Below are 22,437 nucleotides of genomic sequence, written 5' to 3' on the forward strand. Positions count from 1 at the left end.
TTTGATTATAAAAACAAAGGCTTCGTTTATATAAATGAAGGTTGCGTTTATAAAAACAAAGCCTCCGTTTATAGTTTATCTACAGTTCAAAAGAAGTTTAGATATAGTTCTAAAGAAGTTGTGCTATAACAGAAAAGGAATTTAGATATAAAGAAAACCGACCGCTGATACAGCCGGTTATGGTGAATATACAGGTGAAAGGCAGCGCCTTCACCCTCTAATGCTTATGAACAAGTGGATACAGCCAAAAGGTGAAGGGCTTGTGCAATCTACTAAAAACATTAAGTATTACGCTTATACTCACTCGGAGTCATATCATACTTCAATTTAAACACCTTAGTGAAATGCGAACTGTTGATAAATCCGACCTCATTCATTATCTCCTGAATATTGAGATGAGAGTTAACCAGCAGATAAGCCGCCTTTTCAAGACGGACGTTGCGGACATAATCGGACAAAGAATAGCCATCAATTCTTTTTATTTCCCTGTATAACTTGGAGCGGCTGACTCCCAACGCACTTGATAGTTGTTCCGGCGAAAGATTCGGATCACTGATATTTTCATCTATCACGCTCTTAAGCCGCTCTGTCAATATCCTCTGCTCTTCCGTATCGTATAGCGTTTTTTCCTCTCCATTCTCCATGTCACCGGATTTCACTTCGGATACCTCAACCTCCTCCACGCCAGATTCGGAGATTCCCCGATCGGCTTTGCCTCGCATCCATTGTTCCCGCTGTACAAGCAACCGATGTATATTCACTTCCAACAGTTTCATAGAGAAAGGCTTGGCTATATATAAGTCAGCTCCCGACTCATATCCTTCTATCTGACTCTCTACCGTATCTTTGGCAGTCAACAATACCAAAGGAATAGAAGCTACGGAAAGATTGTTCTTTATCCGCCTGCACATCTCTATCCCGTCCATTTCGGGCATCATGACATCACTGACAATGATATCGGGAAAGACTGACATACATTTCTCCAACCCCATACGCCCATTATCCGCAATATGAATATTGTAAAAGGCGGACAAGCGTTCTTTCAACGCCGACTGCAATTCCTGATTGTCTTCCACAATCAATAATGTCGGCAAGTCCGGATTGTCAATCACCGGTTCATCCCCACCCACACTGCTAGCTTTCACCGGCTCAAACTCATTATACTGTTCGTCTATAAAACTCCTGACATCAAGAAGCTGGTTCCCGACAGCCGGTTCATTGCTCCTGCAATTTTCGTAAACAGGCAATGCAATTATAAATTCACTTCCCCTCATCCGTTCACTACTCACCACAATCATTCCCTTGTGCTGGAGAACCACACTCTTTACGATAGCAAGTCCTATTCCCGAACCTAAATGTGACTGTGAATTTCCATTCACCTGAAAGAAACGTTCATAAATAAGGTGAATGGATTCGGAAGAAATACCAATCCCGGTATCTTTCACGGTAAGGATACAAAGAGGGACATCAGCCGGAACAGCACCTTCCGTATGAACTGTATCATAGCACGGAGATACATCTTTCTGCGTTCCCTGTTTGAAAGAGATATCTATCCTCCCCCCTTCATCGGTATATTTGATGGCGTTCGAGAACAGATTAAGTATCATCTTACCGATCTTTTCCTTATCGGCGTCCATCTCAATATCATTGTCATCAGCATTATATGTTATGGTGATATGCTTGTTTTCGGCCCAAGAACTCATATCGTCAAACAACTGACGAATCATTTGCGACATATTTATCCAATCCAAATGCAATGTAGAGAGTCCCAAATCCTGTTTCCTGATATCAACCAATTCGGAAATAAGAGCTAACATCCGTTTTACATTGTACAAGATAGTCCTGCATTCCTTACCCGGCTGGTTCGCGTCAGTAAGTTTCTCGGCAGCCAACAGAATAAGAGTCAGCGGAGTCTTCAGTTCATGTGAAGCATTCATGAAAAACTGCATCTTTGCCTGGTATTTCTCTTCGTCCTGCGCTATCAGTATTTTTTGTATCTCGTTCTCCTTCTTCAGATTCTGCTCTTTGTTATATTGGCGGAAAGCTATAACAACAATTAATACTACAATGATTATATATACCATTTTAGCCCAAGCAGACAACCACCAGGGAGGCAATACTATAATCTCCAGTTCCTTTCCCGGTGTTTGCCAAGTATATCCCTTGTCCGTCGAAAGCTCTACCTCCAATTGATAAGAATCGTACGGCAGATTGGAGAAATAGACTTCATTATTGATATAACGTAATATACGCCAATCATTCTGAAAGCCTTTCAACCGATAACGGTACATAATCTGATCAGACAGTTCATACCCCAAGGCGGCAAAAGAGACTGTAAAGTTATTCTGCTTATAGTTCAATGTCAGCTTGGAAGTCTCATTCAGAATACGATTCAGCACAACACGTCCATCATAAATTGTATTTGGAATAATCCGTTGGTTATTCACAGACAAATTGGTAAACATTAATGAATACAGACCGGCATCATGCGTAAACTGATCGGGACGGAAAGAACTGATTCCATACAAGCCTCCCATATAAAATGTACCGTCTTTAGCCTTATAAGAGACATTGACTTTAAACGCATTATTCTGCAACCCGTTGGCAAAGCCGTATGTATACATCTTATTCTTTTGGATATCCAACTGAACCATCCCATTGCCCCCTATCCACACATTGCCGGAGTTGTCTACTAAAACAATTTCACAGTCATTATTAGCCAGTCCATCCTGCATCGTATAACAAGTGGCCGTATAATCATTCTTACGCTCAGAATGCAATACAAGCTTATTCAACCCACCACCAATGGTACCTATCCAACAGACCGAATCATTGTAGCAATCAATGCCGGCCAAGTAATTAGTGGACATGGAGGTCTCCGGAGAGGTTTCATTAGTCTGATAAGCAGCAAGCGTTTTTATCTTTCCGTCTTCTGTCAATGTCAAACGGTTCAAGCCGTTCGTAGTACATAAAAATACCGACCGATCTCTGATAAGCATATCTGATATTTGGTTGGAAAGAATGCACGGATCTGTTTGTGTGTTCAGATAAAGCGCTACAGCAGGAGAAGTCAGTGGATTGTCTATACAGAGAAGCCCATCTCCCCATGTACCGATCCACAACCTACCGGACTCATCTTCCCGCAGATCAGCTATACTCATATGTATTCTATAAGCATTCGGATCATTCGTCACCGACATTCGTTCCAACTTCCCCGTAAGAATATCATAAATGAAAACGCCATGACTGGAGCCTATATAAAGATGTCTCTGGTCGTGACTCATCTCCAGATTCTGCAAATAGATATCATGAAGCCGGTCTTTGGGCAAGGGAACCAAGTCTAGTTGTCCCGTCTGCGGCACATAACGAAACAGATTGGCATATTCAACGACCATCCAGATTGTTCCGTCTTCTTGTCCCGTCACTGATATAATCTCATTTTGCGAAAGCCCCATTTCCCTAAAATCCACATTCGAAAGATTCTTAAAAAGAGGATTCGACAAAGTGCGATAGTATATCCCCCAACTACTTGTCGCTATCCACAAATTGTTATATTTATCAATTAGCAAATCCCTGATCTTTTGCATGGATTGTTTATCATCTCTGGCATTCTTAAGATACTCTTGAATAGAAGGAGTTTCCGAAAAAGGATAGCGCACTTCAAAAATTCCTTCCAGATAACCGCACCATAAGCTACCATCCTTGCCAACAATAAACTTACCATTCGTATATGTGGGAATCTTGGAATTAATATGATGAAAATCCGCATATACCAACGTCGGCTCGTGAAGCTCTCCACCAGCGAGCGATACCCGATAGCACCCGCTTCCGGTACGCATATATAGAAAGTCATCGATACAATAAATGCTTTGTACTGTCTCATCTTTTTGTAACAAGTTTTTTGTCGGATATCTTTTGAGAACAGAAACCTTACCATCGCGTATGCCCAATTGGGCGATATGCCTGCCTGTGTTTGCCCATATTATTTCCCCCTGGAACTGTATATCACCTATATTTTTTCCAAAAAGACGTTCTTCCTCACTATTCCATTTCAATGGACGTATCGTGTCATTATCAATCCGCATGACTATCATTCCCTGAGAAGAACCGGTCCATAAGTGGCAACCGGCAGGATCAACATATAGTTTGTACACAGCTAAATCTGAATCATATTTCTGCTCCCCCTCTCTCACATAAAACGGTACATAACGATGGGTATTCAAGTCAAAACAAGTCAATCCGCTTTCTGTCCCCACCCAAAGTTTATCTTTCGTGCAAACCATAGCCTGTATCCGATTATGGGACTTGAAGATCTTATGCCCTTCCTGATAATAATTGAAGGTCTGCAACGAGTATCCGTCATAACTTTGTAATCCTGCAAAAGTACCAATCCACATCAAACCCGTACTATCTTGGGCAACACAATTGGCATCCGTATGGGCTAGTCCGTCATTAATAGTCAAATGCTTAAATATTTCATTTCCGGACGAACTATTTAAACTTGATAAAATCAAGCACAGTAGTATGGATAGAAAGGTTCTCATAGTAGTATATGTTAGTATCTTGGTGCAAAGATATTAAATAGAAAATAATAACCTTCATTTTTCACGAAGAAAGCAGAAATAATGAATCAACCCACTATTATACTGTAATTCAAATACTTACAAATAATTTTCATAAAATAAACCGGACCGAAAAATGTTAAATAGACGGAAAGAACAATCAATGGGACGGATAACAAAGTGTTATAGACGGGAAACAAAGCAGAAATAAGGTATTTATCATAATTTTGTATATAGAATACTATATATGATATATACCATGAAAAAACAGAATTTATTAATCCCTTTTTTCCTGTCACCAGCCGCAATCAATGCTGAAAATTGTCCTAATATTGTTTTCGTATTGGTAGATGACATGGGAATAGGAGATATCAATTGCTATTACAACCAACCGAAAATTCAGACTCCGAATATAGACAAACTAGCCTCAAAAAGCTTACAATTCATGCAACATTACAGTGGCTCTACAGTAAGTGCTCCCTCCCGTTGCTGCCTATTGACAGGAAAACATACCGGTAATTCTTATATACGCGGAAATAAAGGTGTCAAAAGTGAAGAAGGAATCTTCGACTTGCACCTCCCCGCCAATGAAACAACAGTAGCTGAAGTGCTGAAACAAAAAGGTTATTCCACCATGTGTGTAGGCAAATGGGGACTTGGAGGACCAAAAACAAGTGGCAGCCCGATCAATAAAGGCTTTGACTATTTCTTTGGCTATTTGTCTCAAGGAGATGCCCATCGATATTATCCCGAATACTTATATGAGAATGAGAATAAGATCCAACTCGGTGGAAAAGTATATAGCCATTGGTTAATACTGGAAAAAGGCTTGAATTTCATCAAATCCCGTAAAAAAGAAGAGCCTTATTTTGCCTATTTCGCCATTACTCCCCCTCATGCTGACTTAGATTATCCGGATATCAGCCAATATCAAGGAAAGTTCCCTGAAACTCCTTATATCAATAAAAATGGAAAAGGAGGATTTAAAACACAAATAGCCCCAAAAGCCGCTTATGCTTCTATGATAACCGAAATAGACCGGAGTGTAGAAAAAATAATCTCTCTTATTAAAGAAAGAGGAGAATGGGACAATACTATTTTTATATTCTCTTCCGATAATGGCGTGCATTGCGTCGGTGGCCACGATCCTAAATTCTTTGACAGTAACGGTCCGTTCCGAGGATACAAACGGGATTTATATGAAGGAGGAATTCGTACCCCATTCATTTTTTCTTGGCCCAAACATATAAAAGAACATAGGAAAACTCCGCATATCTCCGCTTTTTGGGATTTCTTACCTACCGTATGCGATATTATAAATACAGAAGTTCCCAAAGGCGTAAATGGAATTTCTTATTTACCGGTTCTTCTAAATAAAGAAGACAAACAACCACAACATGAGTATATCTATTTCGAATTCTATGAAGCAGGAGGAAAACAATCCATTCTGAAAGATGGTTGGAAGTTAGTTCGCTTGAATCTTTCTAAACCCGATAAGTTGGTGGAAGAGTTGTATTACCTTCCCCATGATATCGGTGAAAAACATAATCTCATCAAAAACAACCGCAGCAAAGCGGAAGAGTTGAAAAAGCTTGCAAACAAGGCCCATACAAACAGCCCGAAATTTAACTGGTAAATATAACTATAAACTCAATATAATCATGAAAACAAAACTATTACTAGGATGTAGTTTTGGCAGTTCTCTGCTAACAGGAGGATGTATCGACGTAAACAAAGCGGTCAATACTGCCACACAGCAAAAACCGAATGTCATCTTTATAGTAGCCGATGACTTAGGTTACGGAGATATCAGTTGCTACGGAGAAAAAACAATCTCCACTCCTCATGTGGATAGCCTTGCCGCAAATGGTATTCGCTTTACGGATGCTCATTCAGTAGCAGCTACCAGTACCCCGTCACGATATTCTCTCTTCACCGGTCATTATAGTTGGCGACGGAACGACACAGGTATCGCTGCGGGTAATGCGGGAATGATAATCAAACCGGAACAAACAACCATTGCGGATATGTTTAAATCGGCAGGATATACAACCGGAGCTATCGGCAAATGGCATTTAGGGATGGGAGATAAGACCGGAACTCAAGATTGGAATGGAGTTATCACCCCCGGTCCTCAAGATATCGGTTTTGACTATTCATATCTTATGGCAGCTACAGGTGACCGGGTACCTTGCGTCTGGATTGAGAACCAACGGGTAGCCAATTATGATGTCAATGCTCCTATTCATGTTAGCTATACCAAGCCTTTTCCCGGAGAACCTCTGGGTAAAGATCATCCCGAATTACTGACAAAGCTAAAGCCCTACCCCAATCATGGGCATAACCAAGCTATTGTAAATGGCATTTCACGTATTGGTTATATGAAAGGAGGAGGAAAAGCATTATGGAAAGATGAAAATATCGCCGATACTCTTACTGCCAAAGCCGTTCGCTACATAGAAGAGCATAAAGATACCACTTTCTTCCTCTATGTAGGCACCAATGATATTCATGTGCCTCGCTATCCACATTCTCGCTTTACAGGCAAAAGTGGTATGGGATATCGGGGAGACGCTATTCTACAATTTGACTGGACAGTCGGTGAAATCATGAAAGCACTGCAAAAACAGGGAATCGCAGAAAATACATTGATTGTTCTTACCAGTGATAACGGTCCGGTTGTCAACGATGGATATTTGGACCAAGCTATAGAACTACTTGGAGAACATCGTCCTTGGGGAGATATGAGAGGGGGAAAATACAGTAATTTTGAGGCAGGAACACGAATTCCTTTTATTGTGAGTTGGCCAGCAAGAGTAACTCCAAGCATCTCAAACGCCTTAGTCTCACACATCGACTTATTTGCATCGATGGCCGAACTAGTAGGAACAGAACTAAAAGAAGGTGTTGCTATTGATAGCCGTAAGCAACTAAGCGCATTATTGGGAACAGATAAAAAAGGACGGGATTACATCATAGAAGCCGCTCAGTCTATTTCTATTTCTGACGGAGAATGGAAATATATCACTCCTTGCGACCGTACTCCCTATTATAAAATCACTCATACAGAAACGGGTAACTCTCTTGAAGAACAACTTTATAATCTACATAAAGATATAGGTGAAAAACACAATCTGGCTAAAAAGTATCCGGAAAAGTTGAAAGAATTAAAAAGAGTGTTGGAACAGGAAAAGGAAAAAGGATATATGCTGAAATAGCATGAGTCCGCAAAGAGTCTGTCACACACTACGACATATTCTCAACGTAACATGGAGTTTTTAACGTTCAGAATTCTTGTTATGATAAAATCTGGTTTCTTAGGTAGTCTAGGAAAGGGGAAGTGTTAAATAGACGGAAAGAACACCCCACGAAACGGAAAACAAAGTTTTAGAGATGGAAAACAAAATGAAAGAAACAATTCTATTATAACTTTGCATTCATGAAAAATCTTCTAATAAACTTTAATTCAAATACCATGAAAACTTAGAATTTATCAACCGCCACTTTGGTAGCAAGCAATGTCAGAGACATGCTTTTCGTACACAGAAAAAAACTAATATAGAATAGTTCTGTCGTTATATGAATTTTCAACCAAACATTAATCTTTAGTATTTTCAAGCTATGAAAAGAAAAACAACAATTTCAACTGTATGGAAACAAGCCACTTTGGTATTTTTTTCATCAATTTGCTTGAGCGGATTAGGAGGATGTCAAGATGGGGGAACCACATACGGGGCACCTCAGGGTTCTCCCTCCAATCCTGATCAACCGGTGACTTTCACCGATTTTACCCCCAACGAGGGTCCTGTACGTACACGCATGTATATCAACGGTGAAAACTTCGGAACGGACATTTCCCTTATCGAAGTATTTATAGGTGGACAGAAGGCAAAGGTCATTCACTCGTCCGACAAACAGATTTATTGCATGGTACCGGCACGTGCCAGCGGCGGATACGTAGAAGTGACCATCAAGAATCCCGATGGAAACGAGTATGTGAAACACACGTTCGATCAAAGGTTCACGTATCATTTTAACGAAATGGTAGGAACACTTTGGGGTAAAGTAGATGAAAACGGAAACAGTTCCGTGAAAAACGGAAGTTTTGAAGAGGCAGAGACTGTTGAACCGCGATTGGCTTTGTTTGACGACAAAGACGGAAGAAGGGAAATCTATTTTTGCGAAGGTAACAAAACCATCCGTAAGATGAACCTCGACACTCAAGAAGTAACTACGATATTAAAATCCGGTTCCGTAGATTGGAAGTCCATCAATACGATGTGTTGGAGCAAGGAAAAAGACACCTTGTTTGTTAACAACGTAACCACAGTGAAGGATGCTCCCGGTATATATTACTTCTTAAGAAAAGAGAACTTCCAAATTCCACACAACTGCGTGATCATGAAAAACGTGAACTGTATTTTCATCAACGATGCGGATCCGGACGACTGGGGAATCTATTTTATCACCAAAGACAAGTCGATGCTTTATAAAGGTATATTCAATCCTGAAACCGGATTATGGGATCCTCAAGAACTTCACACCTTCGGAAGTGGCGGACAATGGTATGAGAATGCGGTTTTTCATCCTGAGGGCAAATACCTTTACTGTCTGGCGCGCGGACAACACTGCATTCAGAAAGTGATCTACCACCCCGAAACCAACCAACTGGAGAAGCCTGACGTATTCGTCGGTTATTCCGGTTCGGGAGGATATATGGACGGAGTAGGAACGAATGCCCGCTTCGACATCCCGATGCAAGGCGTATTTGTAAAAAATGAACAATACATAAAGGAGGGAAAAGATGATATTTATGACTTTTACGTAATGGATGCCGGCAACCATTGTGTACGTATCGTATCTCCCGAAGGAGTTGTCACGACTTATGCAGGACGGGGTAGCGCCTCTTCCGACGGCAGAACTTGGGGATATATCGACGGACCGATACGAACCGATGCCCGTTTCTCCACTCCAATGGGACTCTGTTATGAGAAATCGACCGCCACATTCTACGTCTGTGACAAGAACAACAGACGCATCCGTACCATTTCTGTTCAGTAAACGAATGATTAACACACAATTATAAGTAAATATGAAAAGAATATTATTCATTGCAATCTGTCTGCTAACGGGTTGCGTCTGGGGAACGTATGCTCAAAACAAAAGCATAGAAGTCTCCGGAAACGTGAAAGACGAGACCGGGATGCCGCTCATCGGTGTCAATATCTCCGTGAAAAACACAAGTGGTTTGGGGGTGATTACCGACATTGATGGAAACTACACTATCAAAATAGCTCCATACAGTACTCTGATCTACTCGTATATCGGTATGGTAACACAGGAAATATTGATTAAAGAGAACATGAAAAAGGTCAATGTGGTGCTGAAAGAGTCGACCAAAAACGTCATTGATGAGGTAGTGGTAACCGGTACCGGTGTACAAAAGAAAGTAACCGTGACAGGAGCTGTCTCCACAGTAAATGTGGATTTGCTGAAAACACCAACTTCGAGCGTTACCAACGCTTTGGCCGGAAATGTACCGGGCATTATGGCCATGCAGAACAGCGGTCAGCCCGGAAAAAACATTTCCGATTTCTGGATCCGCGGTATTTCCACATTCGGAGCAAGCAACAGCGCTTTGGTGCTGGTAGACGGTTTCGAGCGTAGCCTTGACGAGATTAACGTGGAAGATATCGAATCTTTCTCCGTACTCAAAGACGCCTCGGCCACAGCTATCTACGGTTCACGAGGTGCAAACGGAGTGGTATTGATTACCACCAGACACGGTAAGGCAGGCAAAGTAAATATCAATGCAAAAGTACAATCTTCTTACAACACCCGTACCTACACACCCTCGTTCGTTGACGGGCCTACGTATGCCTCCATGCTGAACGAATCACGAGTGACACGCGGACTGGAGCCTCTTTATGACGAAGCAGACATGTATTTGTTCCGCAGCGGAATGGACCCCGACCTTTATCCAAATGTCAACTGGATGGATGCATTGTTGAAAGACGGTGCCATGACTCAACGCGCCAATGTAGACATCAGCGGTGGTGGTACCACAGCCCGTTATTTCGTCTCCATGAGTTACCTGAACGAAGACGGTATGTATAAAGTGGACAGTTCAATAAGAGACAAATATGACTCCAACCCCAATTACCAACGCTGGAACTATCGTATGAACGTGGACGTCGACGTTACCAAGACCACTTTACTGAAAATGGGCATATCCGGATGGTTATCCAAACAGAATGAACCGGGATGCGGAGGGGGAGAATCACAATTGTGGGCATCTATCGTAGGCCATAATCCAATCTCTACACCAATATACTACTCCGACGGGAAATTAGGAAGTTCCGGTACGGGCAATAAAGCTAACCCTTGGATGCTTTCCACGCAAAACGGATACAAAGAAAAATGGAATAACACCATACAAACCAACATCACATTGGAACAAGACCTGAAGTTCATCACCAAAGGACTGAAGTTCACGGGACGCTTCGGATTCGACACCTTCAACGAGAACACAAAGCTTCACGAACAATGGCCCGAACTTTGGAAGGCTGAACGGGAACGGGACAGTAATGGGAACATGGTTTTCCATAAACTTGCTGATGAACAGGTGATGAAGCACAGTTCCTCCGCCAAAGGCACACGTAAAGAGTTTTTCGAGGCCATTCTGAACTATAGCCGCACTTTCGGCGACCACCGGGTGGGAGGAACGTTGAAATACACTCAAGATGCCAATACCAATACACAAAGCGTCAGTGATTATGAATGGCTCGACCGCAAACATCAAGGGCTTGCCGGGCGATTCACATACGGATGGAAATACCGCTACTTCTTCGACTTCAACTTCGGCTACAACGGTTCCGAGAATTTTGCACCCGGACGCCAGTTCGGATTTTTCCCCGCCTACTCTTTGGCCTGGAACATCGCAGAGGAATCTTTCGTGAAAAAGAACTTGCCTTGGCTCAGTATGTTCAAGCTCCGCTACTCTTACGGTAAGGTCGGTAGCGATAACGTAGGCAGACGCTTTCCCTACTTACCCGGATTCAGCAACCTAAATGAGTATTCATACACATGGGGAGACTACGTAGATACTTCTTGGGCAGGAGGAAACAATAGCAACAAGTACAATGCACTGACCTATTCAATGATTACCTCCGAAGAAATCACTTGGGAGATTGCCACAAAGCATGATGTGGGATTGGACATATCTGTTCTCAATGACAAAATATCGGGTACGATTGACTATTTTCACGAGACACGCGACGGAATTTTCATGAATCGTACCAATCTACCGTGGATTGTCGGCATGAACGGACTGAAAGCCAATGCCAATGTGGGTAAGGTACTTTCAAAAGGTTTCGACGGCAATATAGCCTACCACGACAAGTTCGGAAAAGTAGACTTTACTTTACGCGGCAACTTTACTTATAGCAAGAATGAGATTCAAGAATACGATGAAGTAAACTCACTCTATCCGTATAAAATGAAGGCCGGTCAGCGTGTCGGTCAAGCATTGGGTTTGGTAGCCGTAGGATTATTCAAAGACTATGAAGATATCCGTAACAGCCCTGACCAAAGCCCGGTAGGCGGTTCTTCGATTATGCCCGGTGACATCAAATACAAGGACGTCAATGGCGACGGAAGAATCGGTGATAGCGATGTCGTCCCCATCGGAGCGACAACCCGTCCGAATTTGATTTATGGTTTCGGAGTCTCCGCACAATGGAAGGGACTTGATGTCAATGTACATTTTCAAGGAGCAGGCAAATCATCGTTCTTCATCAAAGGGCAAAGTATCTATGCATTCAGTGAGGGTGAATGGGGAAATGTGTTTGATGACTACGTTGGTAACTACTGGAGCCTGGATAACCCCGACCCCAATGCCAAATACCCCCGTCTGAGCTGGAACGGCAATGCCAATAATAATCGTGCCTCCACTTTCTGGCTGCGTGACGGTTCTTACCTCCGCCTAAAAACCTTGGAAGTAGGCTACACATTGCCTAAGAATATTTCACGTGTATTATACATGAACAATATCAGGGTATTCTTCATCGGAACGAATCTGTTAACTTTCAGCAAATTCAAGATGTGGGATCCGGAAATGGGAAGCAGCACGGGACAACAGTATCCGCTGAGCAAATCATATACATTGGGACTGACCGTCACCCTGTAAGTACATAACGCATAAAACTGATATACAATGAAAAAGAAACATATATTATATGTAGCCATGCTGAGCCTGGGAATGGCCGCAAGCTCATGCTCTGATTATTTGAATGTATCGGATAAACTGGAAGAAACGACTCAAAATTTGGAAAAGATTTTCATGAGTAAAGAACTCTCCGAACAATGGCTGGCACAAGCCTATGCTTATCTGACACTTTATAATTCGGATATTAACAACAGAGAGTATTGCCTTACCAATTTTGCGGATGATTATATCTTTGGCGATGCCATGTCTGAACTTCGCAGGTTCAAATATGCCGAATACGATGAAGAGTTTCACCGTAGTGCCTGGTATGAGGCATACAACGGTATCCGCCAAGCTTCCATCTTTATTCATAACATTGACCGCAATCCGGAATTTACACCGGAAGAAAGAAAAGACTACAAAGCGCAAGCACGCTTTGTCCGCGCCTATCTTTATTGGAAATTGTTGCAAAAGTTCGGCCCTATACCATTGATGCCGGACAAAGGAATGGACTACTCGCTTAGTTATGACGAAATTGCCACTCCGCGCAGCACGTACGATGAGTGTGCGAACTTTATTGCTCAAGAAATGGTGTTGGCAGCTTATGATCTGCCGGAAGACCGCGACAGCCGTAACATTGCCCGTCCTACACGTGGTGCCGCACTGGCTGCCCGGGCAAAAGCATTGCTTTACGCTGCCAGCCCCATCAACAATCCCGGAGGACCGGGCGACCCGATACCATCGGAACGCTTCACAGATATGGTAGACGATCAAGGCCGCCTATTGATGGGACAGGAATATAATGAGGAAAAATGGGCAAAAGCCGCAGCAGCAGCGAAAGACGTAGTAGAAATGGGGAAAAGAGGAGTATACAGACTCTATACCGTGAAAGCGCGTTCGGAAGGAACAATTGACTATCCGGCCACTATTACACCTCCACCTCATAAACCTTTTTCAGACCAAAACTATCCGGACGGATGGGCGGATATTGATCCTTTGCAATCCTATCAGAATATGTTCAACGGCAACCTTCACCCGTCCGACAATCCGGAAATGATATTCACCGTAGGACAAAACATTAATGCCAGTACCTTATCCCAACGAGGTATGCCTAGAGAAATAGGCGGATGGAATTGCTATGCCATGACTGGTAAACAATGTGATGCCTACGAAATGAACGACGGTACTCCATTCGATAAAACAAAGAAATATACCGGTGACGATATGTATATTAGTGCTTCAGAGGCAGCAAGCGGGACTTATGCACCTCTCCTTGAAGGAGTAAACAAGCGCTATGCACATCGTGAACCACGCTTCTACGCTTCTTGCGCCTATAACGGAACATTCTGGCCTGCCACTAGTGCAGAACTGCCTGAGGACCGCAACAAACAGGTGTTCTACTATCGCGGAATGGACAGTGGATGGGGAATTAAGGATAATGTGTTGCGTACAGGAATCGGAGTGATGAAATACATCAGCACACGTGATAATGCCAAAGCCGGAACTATCATAGCCAAGCCCATTGTCGGTATCCGCTATGCCGACGTGCTTCTGTGGTATGCCGAAGCTTTGAACGAACTGAATCCGGGCGCACAATACACCATTCCTTCGTGGGACGGCAGTCAGTCTTATACCATCACCCGTGATAAGGAAGAGATGCACTATGCCATCAAAAGAGTACGTCTGCGTGCTGGTCTCCCCGATTATGATGAAACCGATGTGTATCAAAACCAAGGAGCTTTCCGGAAGGCACTGAAGCACGAACGCCAGATTGAATTCTTTGCTGAGAACAGCCGCTATTTCGACCTTCGGAGATGGAAGGATGCACAGAAAGAAGAGTCCATGCCGATAACAGGGTGTAATATCTATATGAGTGAGACGGCAAAAGATTATTTTCACACGCAAGTGACGCTGTCCGATATTCCGACCACTTTCAACCGTAAGATGTATTTCTGGCCAATTTCCAAAAACGAGTTGAATAAAAACATGCGGATGACACAAAATCCGGGATGGGAAAGCTATGACCAATAATCTCTAAAAACGAAGACAGAAATGAAAAATTATATCGCATATTTTTTAATGTCAGGATTGCTGCTAACAAATGCGGCCTGCAACGACGAATGGGAAGATGAAATCTACTATCAGAATATCGCTCTGAAAGCCGTAATCAATAGCGAAGGAGTGACAAATATCTATATACCCTACGAAGGGAATGGAGAGTTTGTCTATCAGCTACCGGTCATCATAGGAGGCTCACAAATCAACGAATCCGATCTAGACATACAGATTGAAGTAGACAAGGATACGTTGAAGGATCTGAATACTGAACGATACAAACTGAGAGAAGACTTGTATTATCAGGAACTTCCGCAGGTGAACTACGAATTGCCTTCGGGCACTTGCCACATTCCAGCCGGAGAATGGCAAGGACTGTATGATATTAAATTCAAGTTTTCAGGATTGGATCTAAGACACAAATGGGTATTGCCGTTGACTATTGTCGACACAGACGCTTACGATCCCAATCCACGACAGAACTATCGGAAAGCGTTGTTACGCGTAATGCCTTATAATGACTATTCTGGTACGTACTCAGCCACTAATATGAAAATATATATCGATGACGACCAATATTCGATGGTAGTAGAAGAACGTAACCTTTTTGTCATGAGCGAAAACCAATGCTTCTTCTATGCAGGAAATATCAGCGAGGAATTGATAGATCGTGAGAAGTATAAAATCGCCTTGACTTTCAACGAGGACGGAACAATTGGCGCGAAAGCGGTTGATTCGGAAAATCAGATAGACTTCGAAGTAATCGGACAACCAACTTACACAACGAGAGTAATGGAGGATGCCACTTACCCTTACATCGAACACCATTACACCACCATCAATATGGAATACCGTTACAACGACGTGAGTACGTATGAAGACTATGAGATTCCTAACCGGGTGAAAGGAAGTATGAGCATGGAACGCAAGTTAGATACATTGAAACCTGAACGAGATCAAATTCAGTGGTAAAATACAATTAAAACTGTGAATATGAAATATAACAATTTTCTATTTTGTTTCCTATTAAACACCGTTGTAGCATTCTCAAGCGCCTGCAACGATGACAATGAAGAAGCAGGCAATCTTGCCTGCTTCCAAGAAAGCGGATACGTTGCCGCTGAGTTCTCTTATCAAGACGATAATTTCGAGCAAACAATGACCGTGCTGAACAGAGGTATGGGAACGTTTAATACGCAAATAACTCCCTATACACAAGCAGAAATGGCTGCTTACAACCAGAAAAATGGCACCAACTATCATGTGATGCCGGAAGGCACTTACAAGTTGAGCGAAACCAATCTCTCATTTACCGACAGCGAGAAGGCTAAAGACATTCTTGTAACGATGTATCCGAACAAATTATTCGAAGTGATACGGAAAGATACGGAAAGCAAACAATACGCCTTACCGTTGAAAGTGGGGAACCGGAGCAACTCCGGCGCCATTTACGTGGTAAATATGGATTATCCCGTTCTTAAATTATCAGAAGAAGAAATAACTCTAAGAATGGTGAATGAAGAAGAAGAGAGATCAATAACAGCATGTACATACGAAGAACAAGAAGCAACCGAACCTATTCCAAATAAAGGAAATATCAGTTTAGATCTTACCATTCCAAACAATGCAGAAGAATGGTTGAAAGAGTACAATACAAAAAACAGTACCGAATATCAATTATTGCCCTCAACCGCATACGAACTTGACAAAATGACCGGAACAGAAGGAGAAGAGCAATGTAGCGCTTCAATCAAAGTAAAACGTACACTCTCGTCAGGAGAACCGTTGGGATATGGCAACTATATTGTACCAATAAAATTAACAGGAATCGATAACAAGGTTGCGGTGAATCATGATATTCATATAATAAAAGTCATCAATACAAATGAATATAATGATGTGAAAAGAGAACATGACGACGGAAAAAATTGCATATTCCATGTAAAAATAGCCATTGATAAACCGGGCTACGAGATGTCAGGTAGAGACATGAAATACTTCCAAGAAAAAATCGCCATTCAATGGGAAGCTATTACCGAACGCTTTAATGCACTCGACAAGAATGGATTATTGAAACGAAACTATATCTTTGTACCCGATGTGAAAGACATCATCGTGTATGATGAGAATTACTTCAGTAGAAAAGATAACCCTAGGATACCTTATGACAAATTTCAATTAATAGTCTGCTACGACTTTTATAAAGATGACAATATCAATATGGGGGGAGGAAGCTACAGTGGCGATATGAACGCAGGCATTGATCTCATTGGTATGGGCGCCCATTGCAAGAACGCTGAAGAGTTCGACAGAGTACTCAATCCGGAAACATCAGGTTTTGAAGAAGCTTTGGCACATGAGTTAGGACACTTTCGCGGATTACTTGATACGTATTTATGCGACCTAAGCTCATCCAATAATAAAATCAATGGGCAGTCTTTCACTGCCGAATGGGGAAATATGATGGGAGCTTATAACCGGCCAATTGGTGAGGTATGGTGGAGTGATTATGAAGCTTATGTAATCAACGTCACAGGTGCAAAACATTGCGCCGGTAGTGGCACAGTTGCGGCATATTTTCCCGAAAATATGGAGGTGACAGTTACTGAACAAGGGAAACCGTGCGATGATTTCACATTGAAATTCTATCCTAAAGAGGGCAGTATCATTAAATCCGTTAAACATGAATTTAAAGGGACTGGAGGAGTGATACAAATTGACGCTAGAAAACTCTTCTGGGAAAAAGAGGGCGGGTGGAACAACCGTCCATATGCCGGTTCCTTCTATAAACTCTTCTTGGTAGAAGCTATTAATAAAAAGACCGGAAAAAAAGCATATAAAATGCTACCTTATTATGATCTCCATAAACAAGGGCTAATTGACAAATCAGAAAAGCCTATTGACGGTGAATCAACTTTCAAGTATTCCATCAATATAGACTAACTAATATAAAAGTTTCGTAGGTGAAGCCAACAGTCTCCTACGAAACTTTTGCATAACACATTATTGATAAGCTAACCATGACTTTAAAATCGACAATTACACCACTTCTATTAATATGTACCACATTATGCTGGAGTTATCCCAGTAATAGGAAAACATATCAAGGAACCAAAGAAGTGACTTTCTCCTCGTCCGATATCAAATTGGTGGAGACCTTTGAGCGTTCTCAAAAAATGGCACTCTCCTACTCCCACAATGGCAACGATCCCGTTGGTCATTGGTACGAAGCAGCTTTACCAGGGCGTAATGCTTTTTGTATGCGTGACGCTTCCCACCAAAGTATCGCAGCCGAAATGTTAGGATTATCCAAGCATAATTTCAACATGATGAAGAAATTCGCTAAAAACATCAGCGATTCAAAAGATTGGTGTACGTTTTGGGAAATAGATAAAGATAATAATCCGTGCAGCGCCGATTATTTGGACGATGCTAATTTCTGGTACAATCTGAATGCCAACTTCGACGTTATATTCGCTTGCCAACGACTGTATGAATGGACGGGAGACGAACGTTACCTGAAAGATGAAACATTGGCAAAATTCTTCCAACTATCTGTTAACGAATATGTGGAACGCTGGAAATTGGAACCGGAGAATATATTGCTTCGTACACAAGAAATGAACATAAAACCAACTTCTAAAGGCCGCTGGCGTGAAGTACGCGGGCTTCCTTCGTATGTGGAAAACTATCCCGGACTAACTAATAGTTCCGACTTGGTAGCAAGTCTCTACGGAGGGTTCGAAGCATATAGTAAAATACTGGCAACATTGGGTCAAAAAGCAGAAAGCGAAAAGTTTCATTTTCAGGCTGAGGAATATCGCCGACATCTTGAGGAAGACTGGTGGAATGATGAAAACAAAACATACCACACTTTCTGGACAAAGGACAACCAATTTGCCGACGGAGAAGGACTTACATATATGCTATGGTTCAATGCAGCCCAAGAAAAAGAACGCATTCAGGGAACAATAAAAAAAATGATGGAACGCAAAAACTGGAACATCGAGAACATCTCACATTTCCCATTATTATGGTACCGTTACAACTATACACAAAAAGCTTATGACATTCTGACAACCATTACTACCATGCACCGTTTTGAATACCCGGAGGTATCCTACGGAATGATAGAAGGCATTGTCAGTGGAGCTATGGGAATAGTACCTGAGGCATCACGGAAACGGGTGACCACCTTACCTAAAATCATAGGTGAACATTATCTTCAAATAGACAATCTCCCTCTACTAGGCGGACTAATTTCTGTTCGGCACGATGGCAACAAGGCTACCCGGTTTACCAACAATACCACCGACACACTAACTTGGGAAGCTGCCTATATGGGAAAAGTGGATGAGCTAACCGTTAATGGAAAAAAACAAAAGACCAAATCACGCACCGACTTAATGGGAAATATAATTTCATATATCGAAGTTAGTGTCACCCCTAAAATGGAAGTAAAAGTAAACATTGAATAATCACTAATTTTATCATGAAGAAACATTTCGTTACCGGACTGTTTGCCGTATTAGCCATGACGGCAAACGCCCAGTCTTTCAAAGAATGGCAAGACCCGGAAATAAACGCTGTAAACCGTGCGCCAATGCACGCCAATTATTTCGCTTATGAATCAACGGAAGCGGCTATAAAGGGAATCAAAGAGAAATCATCCAATTTCATGACTTTGAATGGAACTTGGAAATTTAATTGGGTGCCCAATGCCGATGCCCGCCCTACTGATTTCTGGCAACCGGAGTTTAATGACAAAGGGTGGAATACAATGCCTGTTCCCGGTGTATGGGAACTGAACGGATTCGGAGATCCTATCTACGTGAATGTAGGTTATGCCTGGCGTGAACAATTCAGGAACAATCCTCCACAAGTGCCTACCGTTAATAACCACGTAGGTTCCTACCGTCGGGAAATCACTGTACCTGCTCATTGGAAAGGAAAAGAAATCATAGCTCATTTCGGTTCTGTGACTTCCAATATGTATCTTTGGGTAAACGGTAAATATGTAGGTTATAGTGAAGACAGTAAAATGGAAGCCGAATTTAATCTTACTCCTTATCTGAAACCGGGACAAAAGAATCTGATAGCTTTTCAAGTGTTTCGTTGGTGTGACGGAACATACCTCGAAGATCAGGATTTCTTCCGCTACAGTGGCGTAGGTCGTGATTGCTATCTATATGCCCGCGGTAAAAAACAAATAGCCGATATCCGTATCACCCCCGACTTGGATGCACAATACCAGAACGGTTCATTAGCTATCAATCTCACCACAAAAGGACGCGGTGAAGTAGAGCTAGGACTATTTGATGCAGATAATCAACCCGTAGTTACCAAATCACTAAATGCTTCAGGTAATATAAGTACAACGATGGAAGTTACATCTCCTAATAAATGGACGGCTGAAACTCCTTATCTCTACACCCTGCGCGCAACACTAAAAGAAGGAAACAAAGTACTGGAAGTAATCCCAGTCAAAGTCGGTTTCCGCAAAGTAGAATTGAAGAATGCACAAATTCTGGTCAATGGGCAACCGATTTTAATCAAGGGAGCCAACCGTCATGAGATGGATCCCGATGGCGGTTATGTCGTATCACGCGAACGTATGATTCAGGATATTCAGATGATGAAGATGTTCAATTTGAATGCCGTACGTACCTGCCACTACCCCGACAACAACTTATGGTATGAGCTTTGCGACCAATACGGTTTGTATGTAGTGGCCGAAGCCAATATCGAGTCTCACGGAATGGGATACGGTAAAAACACACTTGCCAAACGTGAAGACTATAAGAAAGCGCATCTGGAGCGTAACCAACGTAACGTACAACGTTGTTTCAACCACCCAAGTGTTATTATCTGGTCGTTAGGAAATGAGGCAGGATATGGCCCGAACTTTGAAGCTGCATACGATTGGGTAAAAGCGGAAGATCCCAGCCGTGCCGTACAATATGAACAAGCCGGAACAAAAGGGAAAACGGATATTTACTGCCCGATGTATGCCGGTTATCAATGGTGCGAGAATTATAGCAAAGACAATAAATACCAAAAACCATTGATTCAATGCGAATATGCCCACGCTATGGGAAATTCACAAGGAGGATTCAAGGAATATTGGGACTTGGTACGCAAATATCCGAAATTTCAAGGAGGTTTTATCTGGGATTTCGTTGACCAATCGGTACGCTGGCCAGGGAAAAACGGTAAGATGATATATGCTTACGGCGGTGATTTCAACCGTTTTGACGCCAGCGACATCAACTTCTGCAACAATGGTCTTATTAGTCCGGACCGTGTACCTAATCCCCATGCGTACGAGGTTCGCCATTTCTATCAGAACATCTGGACTACCCCTGCCAACCTTAAAAATGGAGAAATCAATATCTTTAATGAATATTTCTTCCGTGACTTGTCAGCTTATTATCTGGAATGGGAAATGTTGAAAGATGGAAAAAGTGTACGCTGCGGACGAATTGACAATCTGAACGTACAACCTCAACAGACTGCGAAAGTCAAGCTAAACCTAGGTGAGACAGATACGGAAGCCGAATGGTTATTGAACATTTCCTACAAACTGAAAAATAATGAAGACTTGCTTCCTGCCGGATATACAGTAGCCAAAGAGCAACTCACCCTAAACCCGTATAAAGCACCATCCATGCAACTGGGAAATTGTGAACTAAGCAATACTGAAACCGTAGCTCCGGAAGTGCAGGATAACGACAGACACTATCTGATTATAAGCAACGATGCTTTCCGGATCGAGTTCAGCAGGTCAAACGGATATCTCACCAAATATCAGATAAAAGGACTGGATATGATTAAAGAAGGAGCTATCCTGAAACCTAATTTCTGGCGTGCTCCTACCGACAATGATTTCGGTGCACACATCCATCGCAAGTATGTAGCCTGGAAAAATCCGGAAATAAGGTTAAAGTCGTTAAAACAACGTACGGAAAACAAGCAAGTTATCGTAGAAACCGCTTATGAGATGCCGGGAGTGTCTGCGAAACTCAATCTGACATACGTCATCAATAACGAAGGTGCCATTAAGGTTACTCAAAAAATGACAACGGACAAAAAGGCCAAAGTCTCCAATATGTTTCGTTTCGGTATGCAAATGCAAATGCCGCGTAGCTTCGAGACTATCGAGTATTACGGACGCGGTCCTATCGAAAACTACATTGACCGTAATCATTGTACTAACTTAGGTATCTATCGTCAAAGCGTCACAGAACAATTCTATTCTTATATCCGCCCGCAAGAAAACGGTACGAAAACCGATATCCGTTGGTGGAGAATGATAAATAAGGCCGGAAATGGTATTGAAGTTGTTGCGGCCTCCCCATTCTCAGCATCAGCCTTGCATTATACCATTGAATCACTGGATGAGGGCTGGAGCAAGCAGCAAGGACATTCTCCGGAAGTAGAAGAAGCTAATTTAACGAACCTATGTATTGACAAGATACAAGCAGGGCTCGGATGTGTAAATAGCTGGGGAAGCATTGCACTGCCTGAGTATCAGGTTCCTTACCAAGATTATGAATTTACGTTCATTTTATCTCCGATACAACACTGTATAGATATTCAATAGAAAATGAAAAA

General features: G+C 42.2%; 10 protein-coding genes. 9 read left to right on the forward strand and 1 reads right to left on the reverse strand.

The window, feature by feature from the left end; all coding sequences use genetic code 11:
• Positions 1 to 281: 281 nt before the first annotated feature.
• The gene (locus tag GD630_RS14865) at positions 282 to 4,544 is read right to left on the reverse strand and encodes a hybrid sensor histidine kinase/response regulator transcription factor (protein ID WP_143867719.1); all 4,263 of its coding nucleotides are present in this window, start codon (positions 4,542 to 4,544) and stop codon (positions 282 to 284) included.
• Positions 4,545 to 4,821: 277 nt separating this feature from the next.
• Here GD630_RS14865 and GD630_RS14870 point away from each other — a divergent pair, with 277 nt between their 5' ends.
• From GD630_RS14870 to GD630_RS14910, 9 genes are all read left to right on the forward strand, one after another.
• Positions 4,822 to 6,198, forward strand: coding sequence for an arylsulfatase (locus GD630_RS14870; RefSeq protein WP_229092499.1), 1,377 nt, complete (start codon positions 4,822 to 4,824; stop codon positions 6,196 to 6,198).
• 25 nt (positions 6,199 to 6,223) lie between these two features.
• Complete coding sequence (locus GD630_RS14875) at positions 6,224 to 7,780, forward strand: sulfatase family protein (protein ID WP_143867723.1); 1,557 nt, start codon at positions 6,224 to 6,226, stop codon at positions 7,778 to 7,780.
• A gap of 403 nt (positions 7,781 to 8,183) precedes the next feature.
• The gene (locus GD630_RS14880) at positions 8,184 to 9,623 is read left to right on the forward strand and encodes an IPT/TIG domain-containing protein (protein WP_143867725.1); all 1,440 of its coding nucleotides are present in this window, start codon (positions 8,184 to 8,186) and stop codon (positions 9,621 to 9,623) included.
• A gap of 31 nt (positions 9,624 to 9,654) precedes the next feature.
• Positions 9,655 to 12,750 carry a SusC/RagA family TonB-linked outer membrane protein gene (locus GD630_RS14885; RefSeq protein ID WP_143867728.1) on the forward strand — a complete coding sequence of 1,032 codons (3,096 nt, stop codon included), beginning with the start codon at positions 9,655 to 9,657 and terminating at the stop codon, positions 12,748 to 12,750.
• A 27-nt stretch (positions 12,751 to 12,777) separates the two neighbouring features.
• Positions 12,778 to 14,799: a RagB/SusD family nutrient uptake outer membrane protein gene (locus tag GD630_RS14890; RefSeq protein ID WP_143867730.1), complete on the forward strand. Its 2,022-nt coding sequence runs from the start codon at positions 12,778 to 12,780 to the stop codon at positions 14,797 to 14,799.
• Between the two features lie 21 nt (positions 14,800 to 14,820).
• Entirely contained in the window at positions 14,821 to 15,795 is a 975-nt protein-coding gene (locus GD630_RS14895; protein ID WP_143867732.1) for a DUF4973 domain-containing protein, read from the forward strand.
• A 21-nt stretch (positions 15,796 to 15,816) separates the two neighbouring features.
• Positions 15,817 to 17,766 carry a DUF1735 domain-containing protein gene (locus GD630_RS14900; RefSeq protein ID WP_143867734.1) on the forward strand — a complete coding sequence of 650 codons (1,950 nt, stop codon included), beginning with the start codon at positions 15,817 to 15,819 and terminating at the stop codon, positions 17,764 to 17,766.
• 77 nt (positions 17,767 to 17,843) lie between these two features.
• Positions 17,844 to 19,301, forward strand: a complete 1,458-nt coding sequence (locus GD630_RS14905; RefSeq protein WP_182505630.1) for a hypothetical protein — start codon at positions 17,844 to 17,846, stop codon at positions 19,299 to 19,301.
• A gap of 14 nt (positions 19,302 to 19,315) precedes the next feature.
• Positions 19,316 to 22,426: a glycoside hydrolase family 2 TIM barrel-domain containing protein gene (locus GD630_RS14910; protein ID WP_143867736.1), complete on the forward strand. Its 3,111-nt coding sequence runs from the start codon at positions 19,316 to 19,318 to the stop codon at positions 22,424 to 22,426.
• The last annotated feature ends 11 nt before the right edge of the window (positions 22,427 to 22,437 follow it).

The organism is Bacteroides zhangwenhongii, from assembly GCF_009193325.2.
Lineage (GTDB): Bacteria > Bacteroidota > Bacteroidia > Bacteroidales > Bacteroidaceae > Bacteroides > Bacteroides zhangwenhongii.

Excerpts from the sequence above, each read along its gene's own strand:
- GD630_RS14865 (WP_143867719.1), bottom strand. The coding sequence starts at position 4,544 with ATGAGAACCTTTCTATCCATACTACTGTGCTTGATTTTATCAAGTTTA.
- GD630_RS14870 (WP_229092499.1), top strand. The coding sequence starts at position 4,822 with ATGAAAAAACAGAATTTATTAATCCCTTTTTTCCTGTCACCAGCCGCA.
- GD630_RS14875 (WP_143867723.1), top strand. The coding sequence starts at position 6,224 with ATGAAAACAAAACTATTACTAGGATGTAGTTTTGGCAGTTCTCTGCTA.
- GD630_RS14880 (WP_143867725.1), top strand. The coding sequence starts at position 8,184 with ATGAAAAGAAAAACAACAATTTCAACTGTATGGAAACAAGCCACTTTG.
- GD630_RS14885 (WP_143867728.1), top strand. The coding sequence starts at position 9,655 with ATGAAAAGAATATTATTCATTGCAATCTGTCTGCTAACGGGTTGCGTC.
- GD630_RS14890 (WP_143867730.1), top strand. The coding sequence starts at position 12,778 with ATGAAAAAGAAACATATATTATATGTAGCCATGCTGAGCCTGGGAATG.
- GD630_RS14895 (WP_143867732.1), top strand. The coding sequence starts at position 14,821 with ATGAAAAATTATATCGCATATTTTTTAATGTCAGGATTGCTGCTAACA.
- GD630_RS14900 (WP_143867734.1), top strand. The coding sequence starts at position 15,817 with ATGAAATATAACAATTTTCTATTTTGTTTCCTATTAAACACCGTTGTA.
- GD630_RS14905 (WP_182505630.1), top strand. The coding sequence starts at position 17,844 with ATGACTTTAAAATCGACAATTACACCACTTCTATTAATATGTACCACA.
- GD630_RS14910 (WP_143867736.1), top strand. The coding sequence starts at position 19,316 with ATGAAGAAACATTTCGTTACCGGACTGTTTGCCGTATTAGCCATGACG.